This is a genomic window from Lysinibacillus sp. FSL W8-0992, from assembly GCF_038008685.1.
In the GTDB taxonomy this organism is placed as follows: Bacteria; Bacillota; Bacilli; order Bacillales_A; family Planococcaceae; genus Lysinibacillus.
Genome location: NZ_JBBOZQ010000001.1, coordinates 3,914,675 through 3,935,107 on the forward strand (window position 1 = coordinate 3,914,675; position 20,433 = coordinate 3,935,107).

General features: G+C 37.4%; 22 protein-coding genes. 8 read left to right on the forward strand and 14 right to left on the reverse strand.

Annotation, left to right across the window (positions count from 1 at the left end; genetic code table 11):
* From liaF to NSQ74_RS19685, 3 genes are read left to right on the forward strand one after another with little or no spacing between them, the layout of a single operon-like run.
* Positions 1 to 690 carry a cell wall-active antibiotics response protein LiaF gene (gene liaF / locus NSQ74_RS19675; protein ID WP_340825574.1) on the forward strand — a complete coding sequence of 230 codons (690 nt, stop codon included), beginning with the start codon at positions 1 to 3 and terminating at the stop codon, positions 688 to 690.
* The gene (locus NSQ74_RS19680) at positions 687 to 1,724 is read left to right on the forward strand and encodes a sensor histidine kinase (protein WP_340825575.1); all 1,038 of its coding nucleotides are present in this window, start codon (positions 687 to 689) and stop codon (positions 1,722 to 1,724) included. Before liaF ends, NSQ74_RS19680 begins: the two co-directional genes overlap by 4 nt.
* Positions 1,699 to 2,331, forward strand: coding sequence for a response regulator transcription factor (locus NSQ74_RS19685; RefSeq protein ID WP_340825576.1), 633 nt, complete (start codon positions 1,699 to 1,701; stop codon positions 2,329 to 2,331). Before NSQ74_RS19680 ends, NSQ74_RS19685 begins: the two co-directional genes overlap by 26 nt.
* 272 nt (positions 2,332 to 2,603) lie before the next feature.
* Here NSQ74_RS19685 and tkt read toward each other — a convergent pair whose 3' ends face one another.
* Both tkt and NSQ74_RS19695 read right to left on the reverse strand, forming a co-directional pair.
* Positions 2,604 to 4,598: a transketolase gene (gene tkt / locus NSQ74_RS19690; protein ID WP_340825577.1), complete on the reverse strand. Its 1,995-nt coding sequence runs from the start codon at positions 4,596 to 4,598 to the stop codon at positions 2,604 to 2,606.
* Between the two features lie 220 nt (positions 4,599 to 4,818).
* On the reverse strand, positions 4,819 to 5,052 hold the full coding sequence (locus NSQ74_RS19695; protein WP_340825578.1) for a DUF896 domain-containing protein: 234 nt from the start codon (positions 5,050 to 5,052) through the stop codon (positions 4,819 to 4,821).
* A gap of 183 nt (positions 5,053 to 5,235) precedes the next feature.
* Here NSQ74_RS19695 and NSQ74_RS19700 point away from each other — a divergent pair, with 183 nt between their 5' ends.
* Positions 5,236 to 5,757, forward strand: a complete 522-nt coding sequence (locus NSQ74_RS19700) for a GNAT family N-acetyltransferase (RefSeq protein ID WP_340825579.1) — start codon at positions 5,236 to 5,238, stop codon at positions 5,755 to 5,757.
* Positions 5,758 to 5,843: 86 nt separating this feature from the next.
* On the opposite strand, the gene NSQ74_RS19705 is transcribed toward NSQ74_RS19700, so the two are convergent.
* Complete coding sequence (locus NSQ74_RS19705; protein ID WP_340825580.1) at positions 5,844 to 6,509, reverse strand: YneB family resolvase-like protein; 666 nt, start codon at positions 6,507 to 6,509, stop codon at positions 5,844 to 5,846.
* Positions 6,506 to 6,820: a cell division suppressor protein YneA gene (yneA, locus tag NSQ74_RS19710; protein WP_340825581.1), complete on the reverse strand. Its 315-nt coding sequence runs from the start codon at positions 6,818 to 6,820 to the stop codon at positions 6,506 to 6,508. Before yneA ends, NSQ74_RS19705 begins: the two co-directional genes overlap by 4 nt.
* 175 nt (positions 6,821 to 6,995) lie before the next feature.
* On the opposite strand from yneA, the gene lexA reads away from it, so the two are divergent.
* Positions 6,996 to 7,613 carry a transcriptional repressor LexA gene (gene lexA, locus NSQ74_RS19715; protein ID WP_024361531.1) on the forward strand — a complete coding sequence of 206 codons (618 nt, stop codon included), beginning with the start codon at positions 6,996 to 6,998 and terminating at the stop codon, positions 7,611 to 7,613.
* Positions 7,614 to 7,650: 37 nt separating this feature from the next.
* On the opposite strand, the gene NSQ74_RS19720 is transcribed toward lexA, so the two are convergent.
* The 10 genes from NSQ74_RS19720 to NSQ74_RS19765 all read right to left on the reverse strand — a co-directional run bounded on the left by NSQ74_RS19720 (position 7,651) and on the right by NSQ74_RS19765 (position 17,446).
* Complete coding sequence (locus tag NSQ74_RS19720) at positions 7,651 to 8,373, reverse strand: gamma-glutamyl-gamma-aminobutyrate hydrolase family protein (RefSeq protein ID WP_340825583.1); 723 nt, start codon at positions 8,371 to 8,373, stop codon at positions 7,651 to 7,653.
* Positions 8,374 to 8,385: 12 nt separating this feature from the next.
* Positions 8,386 to 9,138 carry a prepilin peptidase gene (locus NSQ74_RS19725; RefSeq protein ID WP_340825584.1) on the reverse strand — a complete coding sequence of 251 codons (753 nt, stop codon included), beginning with the start codon at positions 9,136 to 9,138 and terminating at the stop codon, positions 8,386 to 8,388.
* Between the two features lie 58 nt (positions 9,139 to 9,196).
* Positions 9,197 to 9,907, reverse strand: coding sequence for a potassium transporter (locus NSQ74_RS19730; RefSeq protein ID WP_340825585.1), 711 nt, complete (start codon positions 9,905 to 9,907; stop codon positions 9,197 to 9,199).
* Positions 9,904 to 10,497, reverse strand: a complete 594-nt coding sequence (locus NSQ74_RS19735; RefSeq protein ID WP_340825586.1) for a PilN domain-containing protein — start codon at positions 10,495 to 10,497, stop codon at positions 9,904 to 9,906. Before NSQ74_RS19735 ends, NSQ74_RS19730 begins: the two co-directional genes overlap by 4 nt.
* A complete protein-coding gene (gene pilM, locus NSQ74_RS19740) occupies positions 10,497 to 11,471 on the reverse strand; it encodes a type IV pilus biogenesis protein PilM (protein WP_340825587.1) in 975 nt (324 codons plus the stop codon). Before pilM ends, NSQ74_RS19735 begins: the two co-directional genes overlap by 1 nt.
* Before the next feature lie 105 nt (positions 11,472 to 11,576).
* A complete protein-coding gene (locus NSQ74_RS19745; RefSeq protein ID WP_340825589.1) occupies positions 11,577 to 12,029 on the reverse strand; it encodes a prepilin-type N-terminal cleavage/methylation domain-containing protein in 453 nt (150 codons plus the stop codon).
* Between the two features lie 105 nt (positions 12,030 to 12,134).
* Positions 12,135 to 13,340, reverse strand: coding sequence for a type II secretion system F family protein (locus tag NSQ74_RS19750; protein ID WP_340825590.1), 1,206 nt, complete (start codon positions 13,338 to 13,340; stop codon positions 12,135 to 12,137).
* On the reverse strand, positions 13,337 to 14,386 hold the full coding sequence (locus tag NSQ74_RS19755) for a type IV pilus twitching motility protein PilT (protein ID WP_340826511.1): 1,050 nt from the start codon (positions 14,384 to 14,386) through the stop codon (positions 13,337 to 13,339). The genes NSQ74_RS19750 and NSQ74_RS19755 overlap by 4 nt, the downstream gene beginning before the upstream one ends.
* Positions 14,387 to 14,401: 15 nt before the next feature.
* The gene (locus NSQ74_RS19760; RefSeq protein WP_340825591.1) at positions 14,402 to 16,072 is read right to left on the reverse strand and encodes a GspE/PulE family protein; all 1,671 of its coding nucleotides are present in this window, start codon (positions 16,070 to 16,072) and stop codon (positions 14,402 to 14,404) included.
* An 18-nt stretch (positions 16,073 to 16,090) separates the two neighbouring features.
* Positions 16,091 to 17,446, reverse strand: a complete 1,356-nt coding sequence (locus NSQ74_RS19765; RefSeq protein WP_340825592.1) for a VanW family protein — start codon at positions 17,444 to 17,446, stop codon at positions 16,091 to 16,093.
* A gap of 292 nt (positions 17,447 to 17,738) precedes the next feature.
* Between NSQ74_RS19765 and NSQ74_RS19770 the strand changes: the two genes are divergently transcribed.
* From NSQ74_RS19770 to NSQ74_RS19780, 3 genes are all read left to right on the forward strand, one after another.
* Positions 17,739 to 18,191 (forward strand): type IV pilus modification PilV family protein, encoded by a 453-nt coding sequence (locus tag NSQ74_RS19770; RefSeq protein WP_340825593.1) that lies wholly within the window; start codon positions 17,739 to 17,741, stop codon positions 18,189 to 18,191.
* Entirely contained in the window at positions 18,178 to 18,753 is a 576-nt protein-coding gene (locus NSQ74_RS19775) for a PulJ/GspJ family protein (protein ID WP_340825594.1), read from the forward strand. The genes NSQ74_RS19770 and NSQ74_RS19775 overlap by 14 nt, the downstream gene beginning before the upstream one ends.
* A gap of 233 nt (positions 18,754 to 18,986) precedes the next feature.
* A complete protein-coding gene (locus tag NSQ74_RS19780) occupies positions 18,987 to 20,408 on the forward strand; it encodes a hypothetical protein (protein WP_340825595.1) in 1,422 nt (473 codons plus the stop codon).
* The last annotated feature ends 25 nt before the right edge of the window (positions 20,409 to 20,433 follow it).

The window sequence follows — 20,433 nt, forward strand, 5'->3', positions numbered from 1 at the left end:
GTGACCCTCTTGCAAAACTTTACAACAAATAAACTTACATTTTGGGTACTATGCTTCTTTTTACTCGTTTTTGTAGAGCTCACAATTTTCAATAATGGTGGCGCTTTTTGTTTAATAATTGGAGCTGTATTGCTCTATTTAAGCTTTTCGAAAAACATACGATTTTTAAAATGGACTGGAATTTTCTTTATCGCCATCTCCCTCTTTACGATGTGGAGTTTGCGCCTATTTATCGTTATTTTGCTCTTATACATGCTCTATCAATACTTACAACGAGAAAATGAACCGAAAATCGTTACATTAGAGTTCGAAAAGCTTCCAGCAAATAAAAATGAACTATTTGGTACAATACCTGCACCTGTCGATGCCTATAAATGGCAAGATGTACAAATCCAACGTCTTGCTGGTGACATTACAATCGATACAACCCAAACGATTTTACCTGCTGGCCCAAGTCTAGTTACAATACGACAAGGAATTGGCAAAGTGCAAATATATGTTCCTTATGAAATTCCATTTCGATTACACTACACGACGTTATTTGGTGAATTTACGTGTCTACAAGGCGGTCCACAGCGACTCCTGAATGAAAGCATTGTGTTCTCAGATGGCAACCATGAAGATGCAAAGCGTACCCTCGTTATACACGTTGCTACATGGCTAGGAGATTTGGAGGTGCTACGTAAATGATTGCATTTCTTTCAAGAGTATTTACTTTATTTTTCATATTAATTGGTGCAGCATTCGGCCTTCTCTTTGCTGTCTGGGGCGAACCAAATGAAAAAGTTTGGCAACCTTTATGGCAACAAAATTATGATAATATGCCGCTAGGTGGCGTAATTTTAATAAGTCTGTTTGCTCTTAGTTTCATCATTTCATGCTGGATTAGTATGACAGCTCGAGCGCGAGAGGCACAAGCTACTCGCTTTGTGAAGGAATTAATCGAGCCAGATTTCGTCCTTCCTAAAAAACAGGCATTACCGAAACCGTTGAAAAAAGCGCTTGTTCAAACGAGCGAGCTAATCGATACACAGCGAAAAAGTTTACAGCGACTTTCCAATGAACGCGCGGAAGCGAATGATAAAGTCATCCAAGAGCGCATTATTGCCGAACGTCAACGTCTTGCACGTGAACTGCATGACTCCGTTTCACAGCAATTATTTGCCGCTTCCATGTTACTTTCTGCTCTAACAGAAAGCGATGAAAATGCTAAAAGCTTAAAGCAAGTAGAAAAAATTGTACAGCAGGCACAGCTTGAAATGCGGGCATTATTATTACATTTACGTCCTGTTGCTCTGCACAATAAAACACTCGCCCAAGGCTTAGAGGAATTAATTATCGAGCTTCAACAAAAAGTATATTTTCATATTGAATATGAGCTAGAGGAAATGTCTTTATCGAAGGCAGAGGAAGATCATTTGTTCCGCATTGCGCAAGAAGCTTTATCAAATACGTTGCGTCATTCTAAAGCAACTGAGGTTGAACTACTTCTTGTTGCTCGAGATGGTTTAGCGATATTACGTATTCAGGATAATGGCCTCGGCTTTGATGTGGAAGCTGATAAATCAACTTCCTATGGACTACAAAATATAGCCGAGCGAGCGGTTGAAATTGGCTGTACGTATAAAATTGTTTCTGTTCCTGGAGAAGGTACAATTGTAGAGGTAAAAGTTCCCCTACAGAAGGAGGTTGTTGAAGTTGATACAAGTATTAATAGTGGATGACCACGAGATGGTCAGAATTGGCGTATCTGCCTACTTGTCAGCACAGCCTGATATTACCGTTGTTGGTGAAGCGGAAAATGGTGCAGAGGCTGTGGAACGTGCCCTCGCCCTTCGCCCCCATATTATTTTAATGGACAATGTCATGCCTGTAATGACAGGAGCGGAAGCGACTGCCAAAATATTAGAAGCCTGGCCAGAAGCGAAAATCATGATGGTCACAAGCTTTTTAGATGATGACAAAGTATATCCGGCTTTGGAGGCTGGCGCGGTCAGCTATATTTTAAAAACATCCAACGCTAAGCAAATTGCTGACGCCATCCGTAAAACAATCGGTGGAGAAACCGTTTTGGAGCCAGAAGTCACAACTAAAATGATGCACCGTATGCGCTACGGTTCGAACACACCACTGTATGAACAATTAACTGACCGGGAAATGGAAGTGCTTCTATTAATGGCAAAGGGCAAAGCAAATCAAGAAATTGCCGACGACTTATACATCGCATTAAAAACTGTGAAAACCCATGTCAGCAATATTTTAGCCAAATTAGACGTCCAAGATCGTACACAAGCCGTCGTCTACGCCTTTCAAAATGGTTTGGCCAAATAATATTATGAGTGTCACGAGATTACCGGCGATTTGTGCTGTTTTAGTGGCGATTCTCTGAGTTTTATCGGCGATTCTCTGAGTTTTATCGGCGATTCGCCATGTTTTATCGGCGATTCCTCTCGTGCTATCGGCGATTCGCCACGTTCTATCGGCGATTTCCCTCGTGCTATCGGCGATTCATGCCCTTATATCGGCGATTCCTCATAAATTACTCAAAAAAATACCGCAGCGCTCAATTAGAGCGTTGCGGTATTTTGTATTATAGCCAAATCTTATAGCGCTTTTACTTTCGCTACAACATTTTCTACTGTGAAACCGTATTTTTCCATTACTAATTCACCTGGTGCAGAAGCGCCGAACTTGTCGATAGCAAGAACGTCTCCTTCAAAGCCAGTGTATTTATGCCAACCGAATGATGCACCCATTTCGATTGCAAGACGTTTAGTCACAGCTTTTGGAAGAACTGATTCTTTATATGCTGCATCTTGTTTTTCGAAGCGATCCATTGACGGCATTGACACAACTGCTACATCCATACCATCAGCTTTTAAAGCTTTTTGTGCTTCGATAGCAAGTGAAACTTCAGAACCTGTTGCAATTATAATTGCATCTGCTACTTCTTTAGAAGCAGGTGATACAGTGTAAGCACCTTTTGTAACACCTTCGCGAACTGTTTCAATTGACGCGTCAAGCACTGGTAAGTTTTGACGAGATAATACTAATACAGTTGGTGTGTTTTCAGAAGATACAGCAAGCTCCCATGCAACTGCAGATTCATTTGCATCTGCTGGACGTACAACAGAAAGATTTGGCATTGCACGTAATGAAGCTAAATGTTCGATAGGTTCATGTGTTGGGCCATCTTCCCCTACAGCGATTGAGTCATGTGTGAATACATATGTTACAGGAAGACCCATTAATGCAGAAAGACGAACAGCTGGACGTACGTAATCTGAGAATACGAAGAATGTACCACCAAAGACGTTTAGACCACCGTGAAGAGCCATACCGTTCATTGCTGCGCCCATTGCAAATTCACGCACACCGAACCAAATATTGCGACCAGCATAATCGTCTGCTGAGAAATCGCCTGCGCCTTTCATCGTCGTTTTGTTTGAGCCTGCAAGGTCAGCTGAACCACCGAAGAATGATGGAGTTTTCTTCGCAATCGCATTGATTGCATCACCTGAAGAAGAACGTGTTGCTACAGATTTACCTGCTTCATATACTGGCAATTCTGCTGCAAAATCTTCTGGTAACTTACCATTCATAGCATTTTCGAATTGAGTTGCTAATTCAGGAAACTCCGCTTTGTATGCTTCAAATTTCGTATTCCAAGCCGCTTCTGATTGTGCACCTTGCACTTCAGCAGCTGCATTGAACGTATCATATACTTCAGCAGGAATTTGGAATGGTTCGTGCGCCCATTCGTATGCTGCTTTTGTTAATACAACCTCATCAGTACCTAGTGGAGCACCGTGAGAATCAGATTTACCTGACTTGTTTGGAGAACCGAAACCAATTACTGTTTTCACTTCAATAAGTGTTGGCTTGCCAGTAGATTTTTTAGCTTCCTCGATTGCTTTGTTAACAGCTTCTACTTCTGTGCCATCAGCAACTTTTAAATAGTTCCAGCCATATGACTCAAAGCGTTTTTGTACGTTTTCAGAGAATGATTTTTCTAAATCACCATCTAATGAAATATCGTTTGAATCGTATAATACGATTAATTTTTCAAGTTTTAAGTGACCAGCTAATGAAATCGCTTCAGCTGCAACACCTTCCATTAAATCGCCATCGCCGCAAAGCGCAAATGTATAGTGATCGACAATATCATGTCCTGGTTTATTATAAGTAGCAGCTAAATGACTCTCTGCCATTGCCATACCAACTGACATGGCAATACCTTGTCCAAGAGGACCTGTAGTTGCCTCTACTCCAACAGTATGACCGTATTCTGGATGTCCTGGAGTTAATGAATCCCATTGACGGAAGTTTTGAATTTCTTCCATTGGAAGGCCGTAACCTCCAAGGTGAAGTAGGCTATATAAAAGCATAGAGCCGTGACCTGCTGAAAGTACGAAACGATCGCGGTTATACCACTTTGGATTAGCCGGATTGTGGCGAAGTTGTTTTGTCCAAAGCGTATAAGCCATTGGCGCTGCCCCCATCGGTAAGCCTGGGTGACCTGAATTTGCTTTTTCAATTGCATCAATTGACAATGTTCGGATAGCATTAATCGCTAGTTGATCCGCATGTTGAGTCATTATGTTGTGACATCCTTTCTCGTCCTATATATTGTTCTACTACAGTTTAGTCAACATTGTCCTAGAAAACAATGCTTTTGTTATACTATTTGAGATTTATGTCATACTTTATCATCATTTTGTAACTTGCCATTTAAAATGTAAGAATTGAATGATGAATATTATCCAGCTATAACAATAGAAAATCCAAATGTTCTAGTAGTGGATTAAATGTGACATATTAATTTAAAAATTTATTTTTTTTCGCTTGTTTTACCTTCTCAGGTGTAACGTCATTACCTTCTTCATCGACAACTTTAACATTTTCAATCGTATCGCGCATTGACGCTCTAAATGTATCTAAATATTCTTTGCGAAGAGAAGTACGCTCTTTCGCTTCTTCCTCTGTTAAGTTGCCCGCTTTTGCTTTTGCTGCTAATTCATTAATTCGATTAATTTTTTCTTTTGATAACATTGTTACACACCTTTCAATACCTTTATCACTTCAGTATGCAAAGTATAGCATGGTTTCCCTTAAAATGCAGTTATACCAACCCTTAAAAACACTTCTTAGCCATAATTTACATGACTTCCAGATGTTAGTCGTGTATAACTAATTATACAAGGAAAAAATTTATACTTTATTGGAGGAAATAAGGTGAACATCACAACACAACGATTACATATCCGAAAATTTGAAGCACAAGATTTGCAAGCTGTTTATAGTTATATGTCTGATAAATCGGTGATGCACTATATGCCAGAAGGTGTTTTAACTGTAGAACAGGTACAAAAATTTATAACAGATAATAGCGGTGAGCAAGCACAACATTTTGCTATTGTTTTACATGATCAGCAACAAGTCATTGGTCATCTAGTTTTCCATCCCTACTTTGGCGAACATACATATGAAATTGGATGGGTGTTGAATCCTGCATATTATCGTCAAGGTTATGCTTCAGAAGCAGCGCACGCCCTATTGGATTACGGGTTTACGAAAATGAAGCTTCATAGAATTATCGCTACATGCCAGCCTGAAAATATTGCCTCCTACCGAGTGATGGAAAAAATCGGTATGCAACGTGAAGGATTTTTTAAAAAATGCATTCCGTATGGTGACGGTTGGTGGGATGAATACTATTACGCTATTTTGCAGGAAGAATGGGTAGCTATAATATGAAATTAATCTTGCCCTCCTACCTACTTGGACAGTTTATTTTCCAATCAGGAGTGTTTTTAAACATGAAAAAAGATTAGCAGGGCAAATTAATTGCCCGCTAACCTTTCTTGATGTTCTTGATAACGCCTATGTACGGTTGCCTTACTTACATCGAAGCCAAGACCTCTTAGTGTCGTAGCAATTTCCTCATAGGTAAAGCCCCGATTTCGTAGCTTCACAATTTCTTCTATAGGCACTTCCTTACGCTCCTGACCATTTGGATTACCACGATTGGAAAGGTTATGTTCAGGACGATAGCCATTTTCTACTGCACGGCGCATACCACGACGAATTTTCGCATTATGGATTTTACGTTGATATTCCTCAACAATAGCTAAAATTTCGAGCAACATCGTATCCATCTCATTCAATTGTACAGGCCCTGCATCACGCATGGAAAAAACATCTGTTTCCGTTTTTTGCAATAAATGAAGTACAGCCATTCGTGCATTACCACGCCCTAAACGCGTTTCATCTTGCACAAATAATGCGTGTATCTCTTTTTCTTTAATATAATCGAGCATTTCAAGTAATCCTTCGCGCTCAACATCATAACCACTATGCTTATCCAAAAAAACATTTTTCACATCGTAGTTTTGTTCCTTAGCATAACGAAGTAATTCTTCTTGTTGACGCTCCAATGAAGAACTTTGTGTCTCTTTTTCGGTGCTCACACGGCAGTAAATTACAGCCGTTCTTTGTTTATTCATCATCTTTCACTTCTCGCAATTTCAATTGAATTGGTGGGTGTCTGATTGTCACCCACTACTGGTATAACGAGTGATTTTCCAGCAACTATTTTTACGCTATGTAATTCGTTCTCGGCTTTCACAAGTTTTATCCAGTCGTCCATACCCATTTTACCACGGTATTGCTCAGCTAACGACCATAAGCTATCGCCATGTTCGATATAAATTTCAGTGTAAGTAATGTCTCCAGGATCAGTTATAACAAGATAACCTGCAAATAGTAAAAATGCGCCTAATAAAATTGAAATATGTGTATTTTTTTTAAACCAATTCATTCATCATATCCCCTTTTAAGAATGTTTGTTCGGAATGTATGTTCTTATGATAAAGCGAACAGACGTTTTTGTCAAACACTTTTCGAACCTATGTTTGCATAAGTGTTCGCATTCTGCTATACTATCTAGTAAGAAGATAGTAAGAAGAATGATATAAAAAAAGAGGTGAGCAATCATGAAAAAAGTTTCGAAAAGACAAGAGGATATACTAGCGTTTATCAAAGAAGAAGTACGTGCAAAAGGGTATCCGCCATCTGTACGTGAGATTGGGGAAGCAGTTGGACTTGCATCAAGCTCAACGGTTCATGGACATTTAGCTCGTTTAGAGCAAAAAGGCTTTATTCGACGAGACCCTACTAAGCCACGTGCCATTGAAATTTTAGAGCCAGAAGATTCAATTCAAAAGCAAAGCGTCATCCATGTACCGCTTGTTGGTAAGGTAACAGCTGGATCACCGATTACTGCCATCGAAAATATCGACGAATATTTCCCATTACCTGATATTTACGGTACAAGTGAAGATCAACTATTTATGTTAGAAATCATGGGTGAATCGATGATTGAGGCGGGTATTTTTGATGGCGATTTAGTCATCGTGAAGCAAAAAGCAACAGCAGATAACGGTGATATTGTCGTTGCAATGACAGAAGAAGATGAAGCAACAGTTAAACGCTTCTTCAAAGAAAAAAATCATTTCCGCTTACAGCCAGAAAACGCTACAATGGAACCGATTATTGTAGACCAAGTTTCAATTTTAGGACAAGTAGTCGGCTTATATCGCCGTGTACACTAATGCATTCTCATACTTAGCAAACAAAAAAGAGAAGCACTCATGCTTCTCTTTTATATTTTAAGCTCTCCTCAGTAAAGGCTGTAAAAAGCTTCTGTGCAGCTAAATCCCCTACAACTGCTTGTTCTTCTGGGTGCCACTGCACTGCTAAACAAAACGGATAGTCTTCGTGCACGAACGCTTCAACTAGACCATCACTCGATTTCGCTGCAACGATTAGCTTCTCTGCTAATACATTTACAGCTTGATGGTGAAATGAATTCACAGCAATTTTTTCTTCCTCGATAATTGATTTTAACAACGTATCTGGCGTAATTTGTACATAATGTGTAGCAACACCCCGAGCTGCTTGTTGAGTATGCTTTAACAGCTTACTACTATGATATTCGCTATCAATATCTTGGTATAAAGTTCCACCTAACGCAACATTAAGTATTTGCATGCCACGGCAAATCCCCAAAATTGGCATTTTCCTTGTAAAAGCCGCATGAATTAAGGCAAGTTCCACCTTATCTCGTTCTGGATGTATTTGTCCTAGCTTCGGTAGAGGCTCCGCTCCAAATTCAAATGGATGCACATCATGACCACCAGATAATAATAAACCGTCCGTCAACGATAAAATTTGTGCTACATCTTCCTCTACCCCTAGTGGAATAATAAGTGGAATGCCACCAGCCTCAATGACACTTTTACTATAGGCTACATTCAATCTTGACGATAAATCGTCTTCCGCAAATGCTGTAATACCAATAATCGGTTTCATCCATATACCCCCTTACCATAATCCTACATACCAATCAATGATGACATCCCCATAGAAATACACGATAATTGCAGCTAAAGCAATGGATGGTCCAAAAGGAATCGGCGTTTTTCGACCTTGTTGCCGTACTTTGAGCACGATTATCCCGACAATCATACCAATTACCGCCGCTACAAATAATGTCAATAATGTATTTATTGTACCAAGTACAAGTCCAAGTAAAAAGAATAATTTAATATCGCCACCGCCCATACCACCACGTGATACAACAGCGATACAATATAATATGCCAAAGCCAACGACGGCACCTACGATACTATCCCACCAAGGCGTTAATGGCGATAGCATACGTCCAATAGCTAATAACGGTAAAAAAAACAAAAGCACTTTATCAGGAATAAGCATATATGCAAAGTCCGATACGACAAGGATTACTAATAATGAAATCAATAGTATCGCTACGATAAACTCTTCGCTAAAGCCCAATTGCCAATATGAAAAGGCGAATAATACGCCTGTTAACAACTCCATTAGTGGATAAATCCACGAAATTTTTTGTCCACAGCTACGACATTTACCTGCTAAAAAAATATAGGATAAAACGGGCACTAAATCAATTGCTGTTAATTGTCTTTGACAGCTCGTACAATGAGAAGGCGGCTTAACAATTGACTCCTTTAGCGGCACACGTAAGCCTACAACATTAAAAAACGATCCAAAAACTAGTCCAAATACAAATACTAGTATTGTATAAGCCATTTCCATTTTTATTGCCTCCTAAACTAACATAGCGCCCATACTTTGGAGTATGCGCGCCTTTACATCATTGTTCTCCCTCATAATAGAAGGTTGTTACCTGAATGGTAGCTTTAATGGATGAATCTGCATCCTCCTCGAATACGGCCTCTTCCCCAGTTAATGTAATATCTAATGTGTCGATTTTCATCACACGTTCAATTTTTTCAATTTCCTTTAAAAATTCAAGCATTGCCTTCGTATCTATAGCAACAACATCAATACTAAACGTCACTAATTTCAATTCTACTGGTAATGATTCTTTAGCAATAGTAGACGTTGGTAATGCATTATCCCCTTCTTCACTATCTGCTTGCTCGCTATTTTCAGTAGGTTGTTGTGCTGTGACCGCTTGCTCCTCATTTGCTGGCGAGTTTGGGTCAATAATCGAAGAGTCCATCACGAGTGAATCATAATTATTAAATTCTACAGCTTCAACCCGAGTTCCTGTGACTGCTTCTATTTCTTCGATATTTCGAATAACGCCTTCAATGGCACGTGTTTGAGGCACTTTTTTTCGCAAAGATAGCATACTTACACCATGTGATTGCTGTACCGTATCTAATGCAGTAATTTGCTCTTGAATTGATGCAATTTCTTGTTGAAGTGCACTAACGTCTCGTTCCTTCGCTTCTACCTCTTCCAATTTAGGGGTTAATAAGTAGTAATAGAGTGCAAATAACAATGCTGCGACTAATGCGGTAAGCAGAAGAATCGCTGAGTTTTTGCTGCTTGTCATGATTCTCTACCTCCAGCCAAATAAATAAAATCAATTGCCAACGTAATGGTTACCGAATAACGTGGTAATTCTTGATATTTATCCTTCAAATTTACTTCGCTCTGCTCCCCAATCGATAACTCAAAATTTTCAATTGTTCCAACTTGAATATCAGTGAAATAAGGGCTTACGTTTAATTGATCAAGATAGTTTGAAATAGCTGACATCGTTTCAAAATCAGCGGTAATTTCTATAGTTGTTTCACCAAATTTATAATTCCGTAAATACGTCTGCTCTGGCAATAATGCTTGCGTCTCATCTATTAATGGTGTCACAGGGTAAGCTACATGATTGACAAATTGAACCGATTGCTCAAGTGACCCTGCATTCATATTTCGTATACCATCTAATTCTATTTGTAGCTGCTCTTGCTGGGACGTCAACTCTATTTCCTGTGCATTTAATTTCGTAATCTCGCCTCTTGCCTGGAAGTATTGGATTATCATGAATGCTAAAACGATACCAACGAGTACAATAATGAATATATATAAGAGTATTGGTGCTGATTTCTGTTTTTCTAAATTCGGTAAGAGGTTAATTTCAGGTACCATCAGTGTACCTCCTTCAAAGCCAGCCCTATTAGACTCGCAAACTTCTCAGAAAATTGAGGGAATAATTTTTGTACCATAGCATCATTTAACACCGTAATGGGCGTCGTGAAATTATTACTTAGAAACTCAGTAATCGTAGGCAATAAAGGATTATCACCTAAAAGGAAAATATCATCTACACTTTTCTCACCTTTATGTAACGAGAATTTAAAAAAGTTCATAATACGATCAATTTCAAGAATTTGATCCGTTAGTGTCAATTGATAATTATCTTGATCATCTATTAAATGGAAAGAGTAATTAAACTCCTCCTGCTCTTTTGGTTGCCATTTTGCTAAGTTTGTTTCAAACGATTGATAGCGTAAAAACTCTAGTTGACCGTACGAATAAATACTAATCGACAATTCGTTTATAGACCAATCTGCTATTAAATATGTTCTGTCTAATTCTAGTAATTGCATATGCTCTAATAGACGAATATTACATAACGCTCGAATATCGGCAGCTTGCGGTTCTAGCGAAGCATCGAGCAACATCCCGATTGTTTTATTTACTTCTTCTGATGGAGCCGCAAATAACATCGCTTGTCCATCATTCGGTGTTGGATCATAAACATCTATAAGTGGCTCATGAAATGGTAAATGAATCGTTTGCCCAAGCTCCATTTCAGCGTAGCTTTTTAACTCTTTTGATTCAACATCATGCGGATGCTCAAAGCTCTTTAGCAACACGGATGTATCTGGTACAAAAATACGAGCATTTTGCTTCTTGCCTGCCCATTTAGCAACATGATTTTTCATCATATCAAACAATACGATTTCATCATTGATTATTGAACCTTCGACTATTCCTTGCGCCAATGGCAACTCATAGCCCTTCCACTGCGATGGATCAGCACCTTTTGCCACAAGCGCACGCAAAACATAATCCTTTATTTCAATCGACACATGCGAATTCTTTTTCTTTTTAAACATGTGAAAAGATGCCTCCTTTTGAGTAGTATAAAATATATATTTATTATTTAATTCTTTACTTGAACATCTAACTAGGGTTGTTAGATGTTCTATAAAGATTAAATATTATTTTATTATTGCAGTTAGGTCTTTACTCCCCTTTTGCTTATCTTCATTAATCCCAGCTATAGTTGCTCCGGTAAATGTTACTGTCTTATCTCCTGAGTATTTTACTGTTCCAGTTATCTTATTACCACCCGATACCATATCAACTTTTGAAGCTGTATCTGATACAAATACACCAGCATTTTCTAAGTAATTATCTTCTAATAGCTTTTTAATAGTAACTGAAGCGCCATCTTTGGATCCTTCATCGGTGAAATAAATATTAGCCGCATTAATTACATTAAGAGCGTCTGCTTTAGCAGCATTATAGCGCGAATTTTCAATAATATTCCCAATCGCAGGAATGGCAATGGCAGCAATAATTGCTAAAATCACGATTACAGCTAGTAACTCGATAAGTGTTAAACCTTTTTGGTTTTTTAATAGTTTTTTGTTCAGTAATTTTTTGAACATGATGTGTTCCTCCTTTAATAATGTTTTTATAATTAGTGCGAAAACACGTACACCCGTAACGACGCTAGTTATTGTCTACATCACCTCCTTTAAATCATCAATTGTTTACATACTTTCATAGAGTGCGAACATCGGTAGGAAGATTGCTGCTACGATAACGCCGACAACTCCTGCTAAAACGAGTATCATTAATGGTTCGATTAACGATTTTAATGTATCGACCGAGCGATCGACTTCGTCCTCATAGAAATCGGCTATTTTTTCTAACATATAATCGAGCGAACCTGTTGTTTCGCCGATCGATGTCATTTGCGTTACTAAAGGTGGAAATAGCCAGCTTTTTTCTAATGGCTCTGATAATGTGCCACCCTTTTCAAGATTTTCGCGTGCCTCTAAAACAACCTTTCCTACAACTGGATTGCCTACAACTTTTTCAACAATCGTGAGTGCATGTAATATTGGCACTGCACTACTAAACAAGGAGGATAATGTTCTTGTCATCCGAGCAATGACATTTTTTTGCATTAAAACGCCAAATACAGGGATTCGTAATAACACATAATTTACATTGTAATGAAAGAGCTGATTATGGTTATAAAAATACCTAAACAGGATGACTGCTAACAAGAACATGCCAATCACTATATACCAAAATTTAACTAACCAATCTGACACGCTGACAACAATAACCGTTAATAGTGGCATTTCTAAATCCATGTCCTCAAAAGTTGCCATAAATGTTGGGACGATAAAAATCATTAAAAACATCCCTACTGCGATTGTTAGCACCGATAAAATAGCTGGATAAGTTAATGCTGATTGCACTTTTTTCTTTATTTTAAATTGCTTTTCTAACGTACCAGCTAGTCGCTCTAAAGTGTCATCCACATTACCTGTCGCCTCTCCAGAACGCATCATATTAACGAACATCACTGGAAAAACTTTTGGATGCTTTGCCGCTGCATCTGAAAATGAAGTACCGCTACGGATGTCCTCTTCTACTTGCTCCAAAGCCTTTTTAAGTGGCTTACTTTTCGTTTGCACACCTAAAATATGTGTTGCTTCAACGATTGACACCCCAGCACGGATGAGCGTTGCATATTGACGGCAGTAAATAACGAAATCTTGATGCTTCACTTTACCGCCGAGATTTAATTCTTTATGCAAAAGACTTTTCGACTCTTCCAGTTCTCGCGCATTAATGCCTTGCGTGCGTAATTTTTCGAGTGCTGCCTTTTTATTGACTGCATCAATAATTCCTTTTTTGTGTGTACCAGTTTTAGTACGTCCGCTGTAGCGAAAAACGGTCACTGATACTCACCCGCATTCATATATGGTCTTGCATCCTCCAACGAAATTTTCCCCATTGCAATTAACTGCTGCATGGATGACTCCAATGTGTGCATACCGAGCGCACGGCTTGTCTGCATTACACTTGGGATTTGGTGTACCTTTTCATTGCGGATTAAGTTAGCAATGGACGGTGCCTGTACTAATATTTCCGTTGCTGCAATACGCCCCTTTGCATCTTTTCGAATAAATAAACGCTGTGAAATAATCCCTACTAATACATTCGCTAACTGCACACGAATTTGACCTTGCTGATGTGGTGGAAAAACATCAATAATACGATCAATCGTCGTTGGTGCACTACTTGTATGCAATGTCGCCATTACTAAGTGACCTGTTTCAGCGGCTGTAATGGCTGTTGAAATCGTTTCATAGTCACGCATCTCACCGACTAATATCATGTCAGGGTCCTGACGTAGCGCAGCACGTAAACCATTGGCAAAGCTTTGTGTATCCACACCTACTTCTCGTTGATTGATGACCGACTTTTTATGTGTATGTAAATACTCAATTGGGTCTTCAAGTGTAATAATATGCTTTGCTTTCGTTTCATTAATATAGTCAATCATCGCAGCTAGTGTCGTCGATTTCCCAGAACCTGTTGGACCTGTTACTAAAATAAGTCCTTGTGGTTTTTCAGCTAGCTGATACAACACCTGAGGCATATTTAACGATTCAATCGACGGAATTTTTGCTTCAATTAAACGTGCCGCGATTGTCATTTCATTTCGCTGATGATAGGCGTTTACACGAAAGCGACATTTCCCGGGCAATGAATAGTTAAAATCCGTTTCACCTTTATCATGAAATTCTTGGAGTTTATGGTCAGGTAAAATAGCTTTCACCATCGTTTGTAATTCTTCTGAAGTAAGCGGTTCAGTCCCGTAATGCTCCAACTGACCATGGATGCGATATACAGGAGGAATCCCCTTTGTTAAATGTAAGTCTGAAGCCTTTTCCTCAAATGAACGTGTTAAAAGCTCTTCTATATTTCTCGATGTTGTCATCATACGGTTCACATCCTAGTCTACATTTGCTACACGTAATACTTCTGAAGTAGTCGTTTGTCCTTCAACAACTTTTAACAATCCATCTACTAGTAACGTGTAATAGCCTTCTTGTTTCATATAGTCGCGAATAGCACTATCTCCACTACGATTTAAAATCAAATCTTTAATCGTCCGATCGATTGGTAAAATTTCATGGATGGCCATACGCCCTCGATACCCCGTTTGATTGCATGAAGGACAGCCCCTTCCACGTCTGCCATGTGTTACCCCTTCAATGCCGTTTTTCTGCATGATTTCTAGTTCGTGATTCGTAAATGCATAGGTTTCTCCACAATCTCGACATACTTTACGCACTAAGCGTTGTGCCATAATACCTACTAATGAAGAAGATAGTAAAAACGGCTCTACCCCCATGTCCTGCAAACGAGAAATAGATTCCACCGCACTATTTGTATGCAATGTACTTAACACTAGATGCCCTGTTAAGGAGGCACGCACAGCAATTTGCGCAGTTTCTAAATCTCTTATTTCCCCAATCATTACTATATCTGGGTCTTGTCGCAAAATAGAACGTAATCCAGTTGCAAATGTTAAACCAACTTCTTCTTTCACTTGAATTTGGTTAATGCCATCGAGCTGATATTCCACAGGATCTTCTACTGTAATAATATTGACGCCCTCTTCGTTCAAGTTACTTAAAGCCGCGTACAATGTAGAGGACTTACCTGAACCAGTAGGGCCAGTAATGAGCATAATGCCATTCGGGTGCGCAATCATTTTACGGAAAAATGCTTCATTGCGCTCTGTAAAGCCAAGCTGATCTATCGCATTCGCTACATTGCTTAAATCCAAAATACGCATGACAACTTTTTCTCCATAAACAGTTGGTAGCGTAGAAAGTCGAATATCCACTGGCTTGAAATTGACATTTGTTTTAATACGTCCATCTTGTGGAATACGATTTTCTGTAATATTTAAGTTGCCCATAATTTTAATACGAGCAAGTACAATACTTTGCATGTGCTTAGGCAAAGACCGTTCAGTTTTCAGCACACCGTCTACACGATATCGAACCCGTAAATCCGTTTCTTGTGGGTCAAAGTGAATATCACTCGCACGTTGCGCAACACCGTTCGCAATAATTTGATTGACGAGTCGCACAATCGGTGAATCTTCACGTTCGATTTCTACTTGTGTTTCTCCAGCAGTTGCCCCAATATCTTGCAATGCCGCTTCCATTGATTCCTGTAAATCATAATATTTCGTAAGTGTTCGATATAAATCATCTTTTGCGGCTATACTTGTTTCGATTTGACAGCCTGTCGCCATGCGGACTTCTTCGATTGCGAAATAATCCATCGGGTCTGCCATCGCGATAAATAGCTTGTTTTTCTCACGTCGAATCGGAATAATATTTGCACGTTTTGCTAGCTCCGCAGGAACGAGTTGAAGTAAATCCGGGCTTATTGAGTATTGATTTAAATGAATATGTGGGATGCCTAATTGAAACTCCAGCACCTCAATTAATTGTTGCTCTGTTAAGATATTTTCTTTAATTAGAAAATCGCCTAACTTTTCTTCCTTTGTTTTCGTCGTAAGAGCATACTCTAGCTGCTCATTCGTAATAACTCCCGATTCAACAAGTAAATCCCCTAAACGCTTACGCCCAGTTCTTACAGCCATTTGCATATGCTCCTCTCATTACGGACTTGTTTGTACAAAATTACCGCCTTTATCGTAGTAACCATAAACAATTTCCGGATCATTCGACGATGTTGTATTTGAAGATCCACTTGTATTCGAAGTGTTACTATTGGTAGATGGATTTTTAGAAGGTTGTTCTGGCGAATCCGCTAATCCGTCCCCATCTAAATCAACCTGTAAATCCGCATCATTTGAAGTATCTCCTGTACCATCACTTACTGCAGGCTGTCTTGAAGATTGAACGACAATTCTATTGATTGGTGCGTAGTAATCACGGCTCACCAATTCTTCTCTAGAACTACCGTTTTCCATTATCGATCGATACACTTCTACTCGCACACCTTCTTGTCCATTTTGTATAATCTCTTCTTGTCCAATGGCTAAATCTTTTGAATAGCGAGTAATGATTCGCGGCTGTACGATTTTATCTTTACTTACACGAACGGTAATTTCTTTTTCTTTGTTTTGAGCTAATAATTCTACTTTTAATGAATCGTTTTCAATCATTAGTTTTAACTTACTCGGTTGGTTGGCATCATTGATAAATTGCAAATCTTTATTTAATGCACGATTGACTGCTGCATCCAAACCTTGTTGTAAATACTCAATCTTTTTGTCTTGTGCATGGCGCTCTAAAATCTCAAATTCTGTTTGCAGTACCGTATGATAAATTAAAGAAGCTACAAAATTTAACCCTTCACTATTGGCTTCCTCTGCCTTTTCTCCTATAACGCTTAACAAGGAGAACGGCTCATTCGGAGCGATAATGTAGTCATTTAACGTATTTACTAGTGCTAAAACACCTTTTGCATTTGTCGGTATTTGCTCGATTGATAATGCTAATCGCTCTGCTTCCATAGAAGTCGTATCTGCAACGATTGCTTCAATGCTATGATTATTTAAATAAGATGCTTGCGCTATAACTTCATTTAAAGTTGTTTCTGCCTCCCATACCCCCATAGATTCAAGCTGCTTTGTCAGCTGCTCGTCCCCTATGACTTGTAAAGGAATATGAACTGTTCGTTTTCCCTCCCAAAAGGCAAACCAAGGCTTACCCGTTAAATTGCGATATTCAGCCACCGAACTTGCGACGTCAAATACTAACAATTTTGGATCGAGTGATGTTGTTACACCTGCACCTTCAACAGTAATTGGCGTATCTTGCCAAACACGAATAGCTTCTTGCAAAGCTACCTCTATTGCATCCTCTTCTAAATTTTTTACTAAAACGCCTCCAATTGAGGAGCCATCACCTTTTGCTAGCGCACGATCTATGATTAGATTCGGAAGCCATAAAGCTAACAGCACAACTAAACCTACTATAATCGCACCCAACTTCAAATATAATTTCATAGCCTCACAACCTTTACTAATTTATTGAAAAAATGAATGTCTATTATATTATTTAAAATCATTACTATATATCTATATTTTTATAATACTACAAAGGTATCTCGTTTGAATATATCTTTTAACCTAAAATTTGTCACATTTTTGTACAATATATATATCAAGTGTGTAATTTCATTCATTTCATTATATTGTAAATGTGTTTTTTAACCTATATAATTAGGCTGAAAACTACCTATCAATTTGTAACATAACGGAATTTTTGGATAAAGCACTCTATAATCGAGGTGAGTATATGAAAAGGATAAAATCACAGCGAGGATTTTCTTTATTAGAAGTTGTAGCATCTATCGTATTAATATCTATTATTTTATTAAGCTTTGCTCAAATTTTTGTTCAGGCAAATAGTACAGCAAATATTAATAATGAAAAGTTAGTGGTTATTAATTTAGCAGATGCTTATTTAGAAAGGTTAAAGGCTACAGGGCTTGAAGAAAAAAAATTTACTAACATAGAAGATTATTTTAAAGATTACCCGAAAACAGTAAAAATAATAGACGATCCTAAATCTCCTACCTATACAGTTAGCATTAAACCGTCAAACACAAATGTAATTTCCAATGCAATTACAACTGAAATTAATCAAAACAAAATAAATATAGTAGTAACAGTGACTTCTAGTAAAAAAATAAATAATAGAATAATCTCAAGCACCACAGAGGGGTATGTTCAAATTGAAAAAAAATAAACTTGATGAATGCGGTTTAACGTTAATAGAAGTTTTAGTAACAATAGTATTGACGGTCACTATTGCCATATTTTCTTTCTCCTTTCTCACTAATAGTATAAACACCCAAAAAAAAATAATAATAGAAAACAACATTCGAGACGAAGCTGATTTAATCATGAGTAATCTTGTTAAAAACTTTTATACATTAAAAGAAAACGAAGTACGAAAAACTGAGTTTGATGACATTAACAAAAAATATTTAATCTATACTTCAATACTTGAATCATCATGCTCAAAGCCAACATCAGTTGAATACAAAAATAATTGTATAATCACAGGCTTTACTCCCGCTACTGTCGAGGGAAGAACAATTATGAAATTGAACATAAAAAATCAAGAGTACCTTGTTTCCAATCCCTATATAACAATCCACAAAGATTCATATATAAAGAGCAGCACTAGTACAAATAAGAAAGTAAGTTACCATATAAAGTTAGCGCTACAATACGATAATAAAAAGTTTTCAAAAGTATATTATTTTGAAAACCAAATACAAAGTATTCCGGATATAAAAAATTAGTACAAGGAGTGCGCCAATGAGAAAAATTCTTCGTAATCAAAATGGATATGCGTTATATATTGTTTTTTGCTTGATTATTATCGTCTCAATTTTAGGTATAAGTTTACAAATAATCACAACTAGTGGCTACACTAAAAATCATAAAAGAGAAGAGGTCGTTCTTGCCCAAGATTTATCTACTAAAGGCATAGACTATATCCAAACTGAAATCGACACATATTTTAAACAAAAAATTGGGGACCGGTGTAACTATTTTAGAATTTGAACAAATCCTTAAAGACTCGCTCGAAGATCCTAGTAAATCTAACTATCTATGCCCTAAAACCATCAATATTAAAGGGAAATTAGGAAATACAAAAATATGTATTCAAAAAAGCGAAAAATTTTCTGATAAACAAGAAGATCGTTTAAAACGAATAATTACTGTAAAAAGTGAAGGAATTACAAATAAATCAAATCAACATAATATTAGTTATGCAAAAATTGTAGTTGGCTCTAGCTCAGTTCCAGAGCAACTTAACTATGCCATCTCGACAAATGCAGATGAAAAAGGAAATGGTGGGAATCTATTTTTATTTGGTGGTATTGATGTGCTCGGTGATATAAAAGCTGATGGAGATATTTACTTAAATAAATCAGCATTTAGCGGCTATTTAAATAGTCCAACCTGGAAAGATAGTACGTTTGCAAAACTTACTGCTGCTGAAGGAAATTCATTTCCAAAAATTATTGTGAATCCTAAAAAAAATATTATCGAAATGAAAAAAAATATAACGGGTACTTCATTTGATAGTTTTATAAAAGCCCCATCTTTGAGCTATTTAAGTAATAGCTATACTTTGTTTAAAGTTAATGAAATGGATGCAAATGAACAAAGCAAACTTCAAAAATTATTTAAAGACTATAATCTTAGTGAGAAGAACAAACCTAGAGTGATTGTTCAAAATGTATTGCAAGATACAATAAATATTAAGGAGGAAGTGAACCCAAGCGGGAAAACATTATTAAAAAGCTGCGATAAAAACACGGATGCCTGTAATACTATTACTATAAAGGGTGAAAAAAATAAAAATACTTCCTATGGTAATAAAAAAGATTCCTATTATATTAAAGGAAATTTATTAATTGGTCCTTATGCTGGAACCGATACTTTAGAAAATGACCAAAGCAATTATTACAATATTACTTTACAAGGGAAATACTATGTAGAAGGTTATATTGATATTAAAGGTGCTAAATTAAATGGGGATGCCACTTTTTACTCTTTAAAAGATATTGATATTACATCAAGTGTTATTAATGGATACAATGGAGGTACCAACTTCTTCTTCGCAAATGACTTTATAAATATTTCAAATATTTCTTCCGAAACAGCTATTAATAATTACAGTAATATTGATGGTTTCTTCTATACGAAAGGTCATTTTTTAATGTATGGTTTTGGGTCTAATATTAAAATAAATGGAGGAATTTCTGCAAATAGAATTGTCCTAACCGCATTAAGGGGAAAAGCAAATACAGGGGATTTAACTTCTGAATCTAGATTACGTGTAAATTATGATTTTGAAATGATTAAAAAGTTTATCGAAACACGGGATCAAAATACAATAAAAATAACTACAACAACCGAACCAATAATACTAGAAAATTTCTAAGCTATTATTATTTCAAAAATAAATC

Bases quoted from the DNA above. Each gene is read 5' to 3' on its own strand.
- NSQ74_RS19705 (WP_340825580.1), bottom strand. From the start codon at position 6,509: ATGATGAATAAACAAAGAACGGCTGTAATTTACTGCCGTGTGAGCACC.
- NSQ74_RS19695 (WP_340825578.1), bottom strand. From the start codon at position 5,052: ATGTTATCAAAAGAAAAAATTAATCGAATTAATGAATTAGCAGCAAAA.
- NSQ74_RS19760 (WP_340825591.1), bottom strand. From the start codon at position 16,072: ATGGCTGTAAGAACTGGGCGTAAGCGTTTAGGGGATTTACTTGTTGAA.
- NSQ74_RS19720 (WP_340825583.1), bottom strand. From the start codon at position 8,373: ATGAAACCGATTATTGGTATTACAGCATTTGCGGAAGACGATTTATCG.
- pilM (WP_340825587.1), bottom strand. From the start codon at position 11,471: ATGTTTAAAAAGAAAAAGAATTCGCATGTGTCGATTGAAATAAAGGAT.
- NSQ74_RS19735 (WP_340825586.1), bottom strand. From the start codon at position 10,497: ATGGTACCTGAAATTAACCTCTTACCGAATTTAGAAAAACAGAAATCA.
- NSQ74_RS19770 (WP_340825593.1), top strand. From the start codon at position 17,739: ATGAAAAGGATAAAATCACAGCGAGGATTTTCTTTATTAGAAGTTGTA.
- NSQ74_RS19745 (WP_340825589.1), bottom strand. From the start codon at position 12,029: ATGTTCAAAAAATTACTGAACAAAAAACTATTAAAAAACCAAAAAGGT.
- NSQ74_RS19725 (WP_340825584.1), bottom strand. From the start codon at position 9,138: ATGGAAATGGCTTATACAATACTAGTATTTGTATTTGGACTAGTTTTT.
- tkt (WP_340825577.1), bottom strand. From the start codon at position 4,598: ATGACTCAACATGCGGATCAACTAGCGATTAATGCTATCCGAACATTG.
- lexA (WP_024361531.1), top strand. From the start codon at position 6,996: ATGAAAAAAGTTTCGAAAAGACAAGAGGATATACTAGCGTTTATCAAA.
- NSQ74_RS19730 (WP_340825585.1), bottom strand. From the start codon at position 9,907: ATGACAAGCAGCAAAAACTCAGCGATTCTTCTGCTTACCGCATTAGTC.
- NSQ74_RS19765 (WP_340825592.1), bottom strand. From the start codon at position 17,446: ATGAAATTATATTTGAAGTTGGGTGCGATTATAGTAGGTTTAGTTGTG.
- NSQ74_RS19680 (WP_340825575.1), top strand. From the start codon at position 687: ATGATTGCATTTCTTTCAAGAGTATTTACTTTATTTTTCATATTAATT.
- yneA (WP_340825581.1), bottom strand. From the start codon at position 6,820: ATGAATTGGTTTAAAAAAAATACACATATTTCAATTTTATTAGGCGCA.
- NSQ74_RS19755 (WP_340826511.1), bottom strand. From the start codon at position 14,386: ATGACAACATCGAGAAATATAGAAGAGCTTTTAACACGTTCATTTGAG.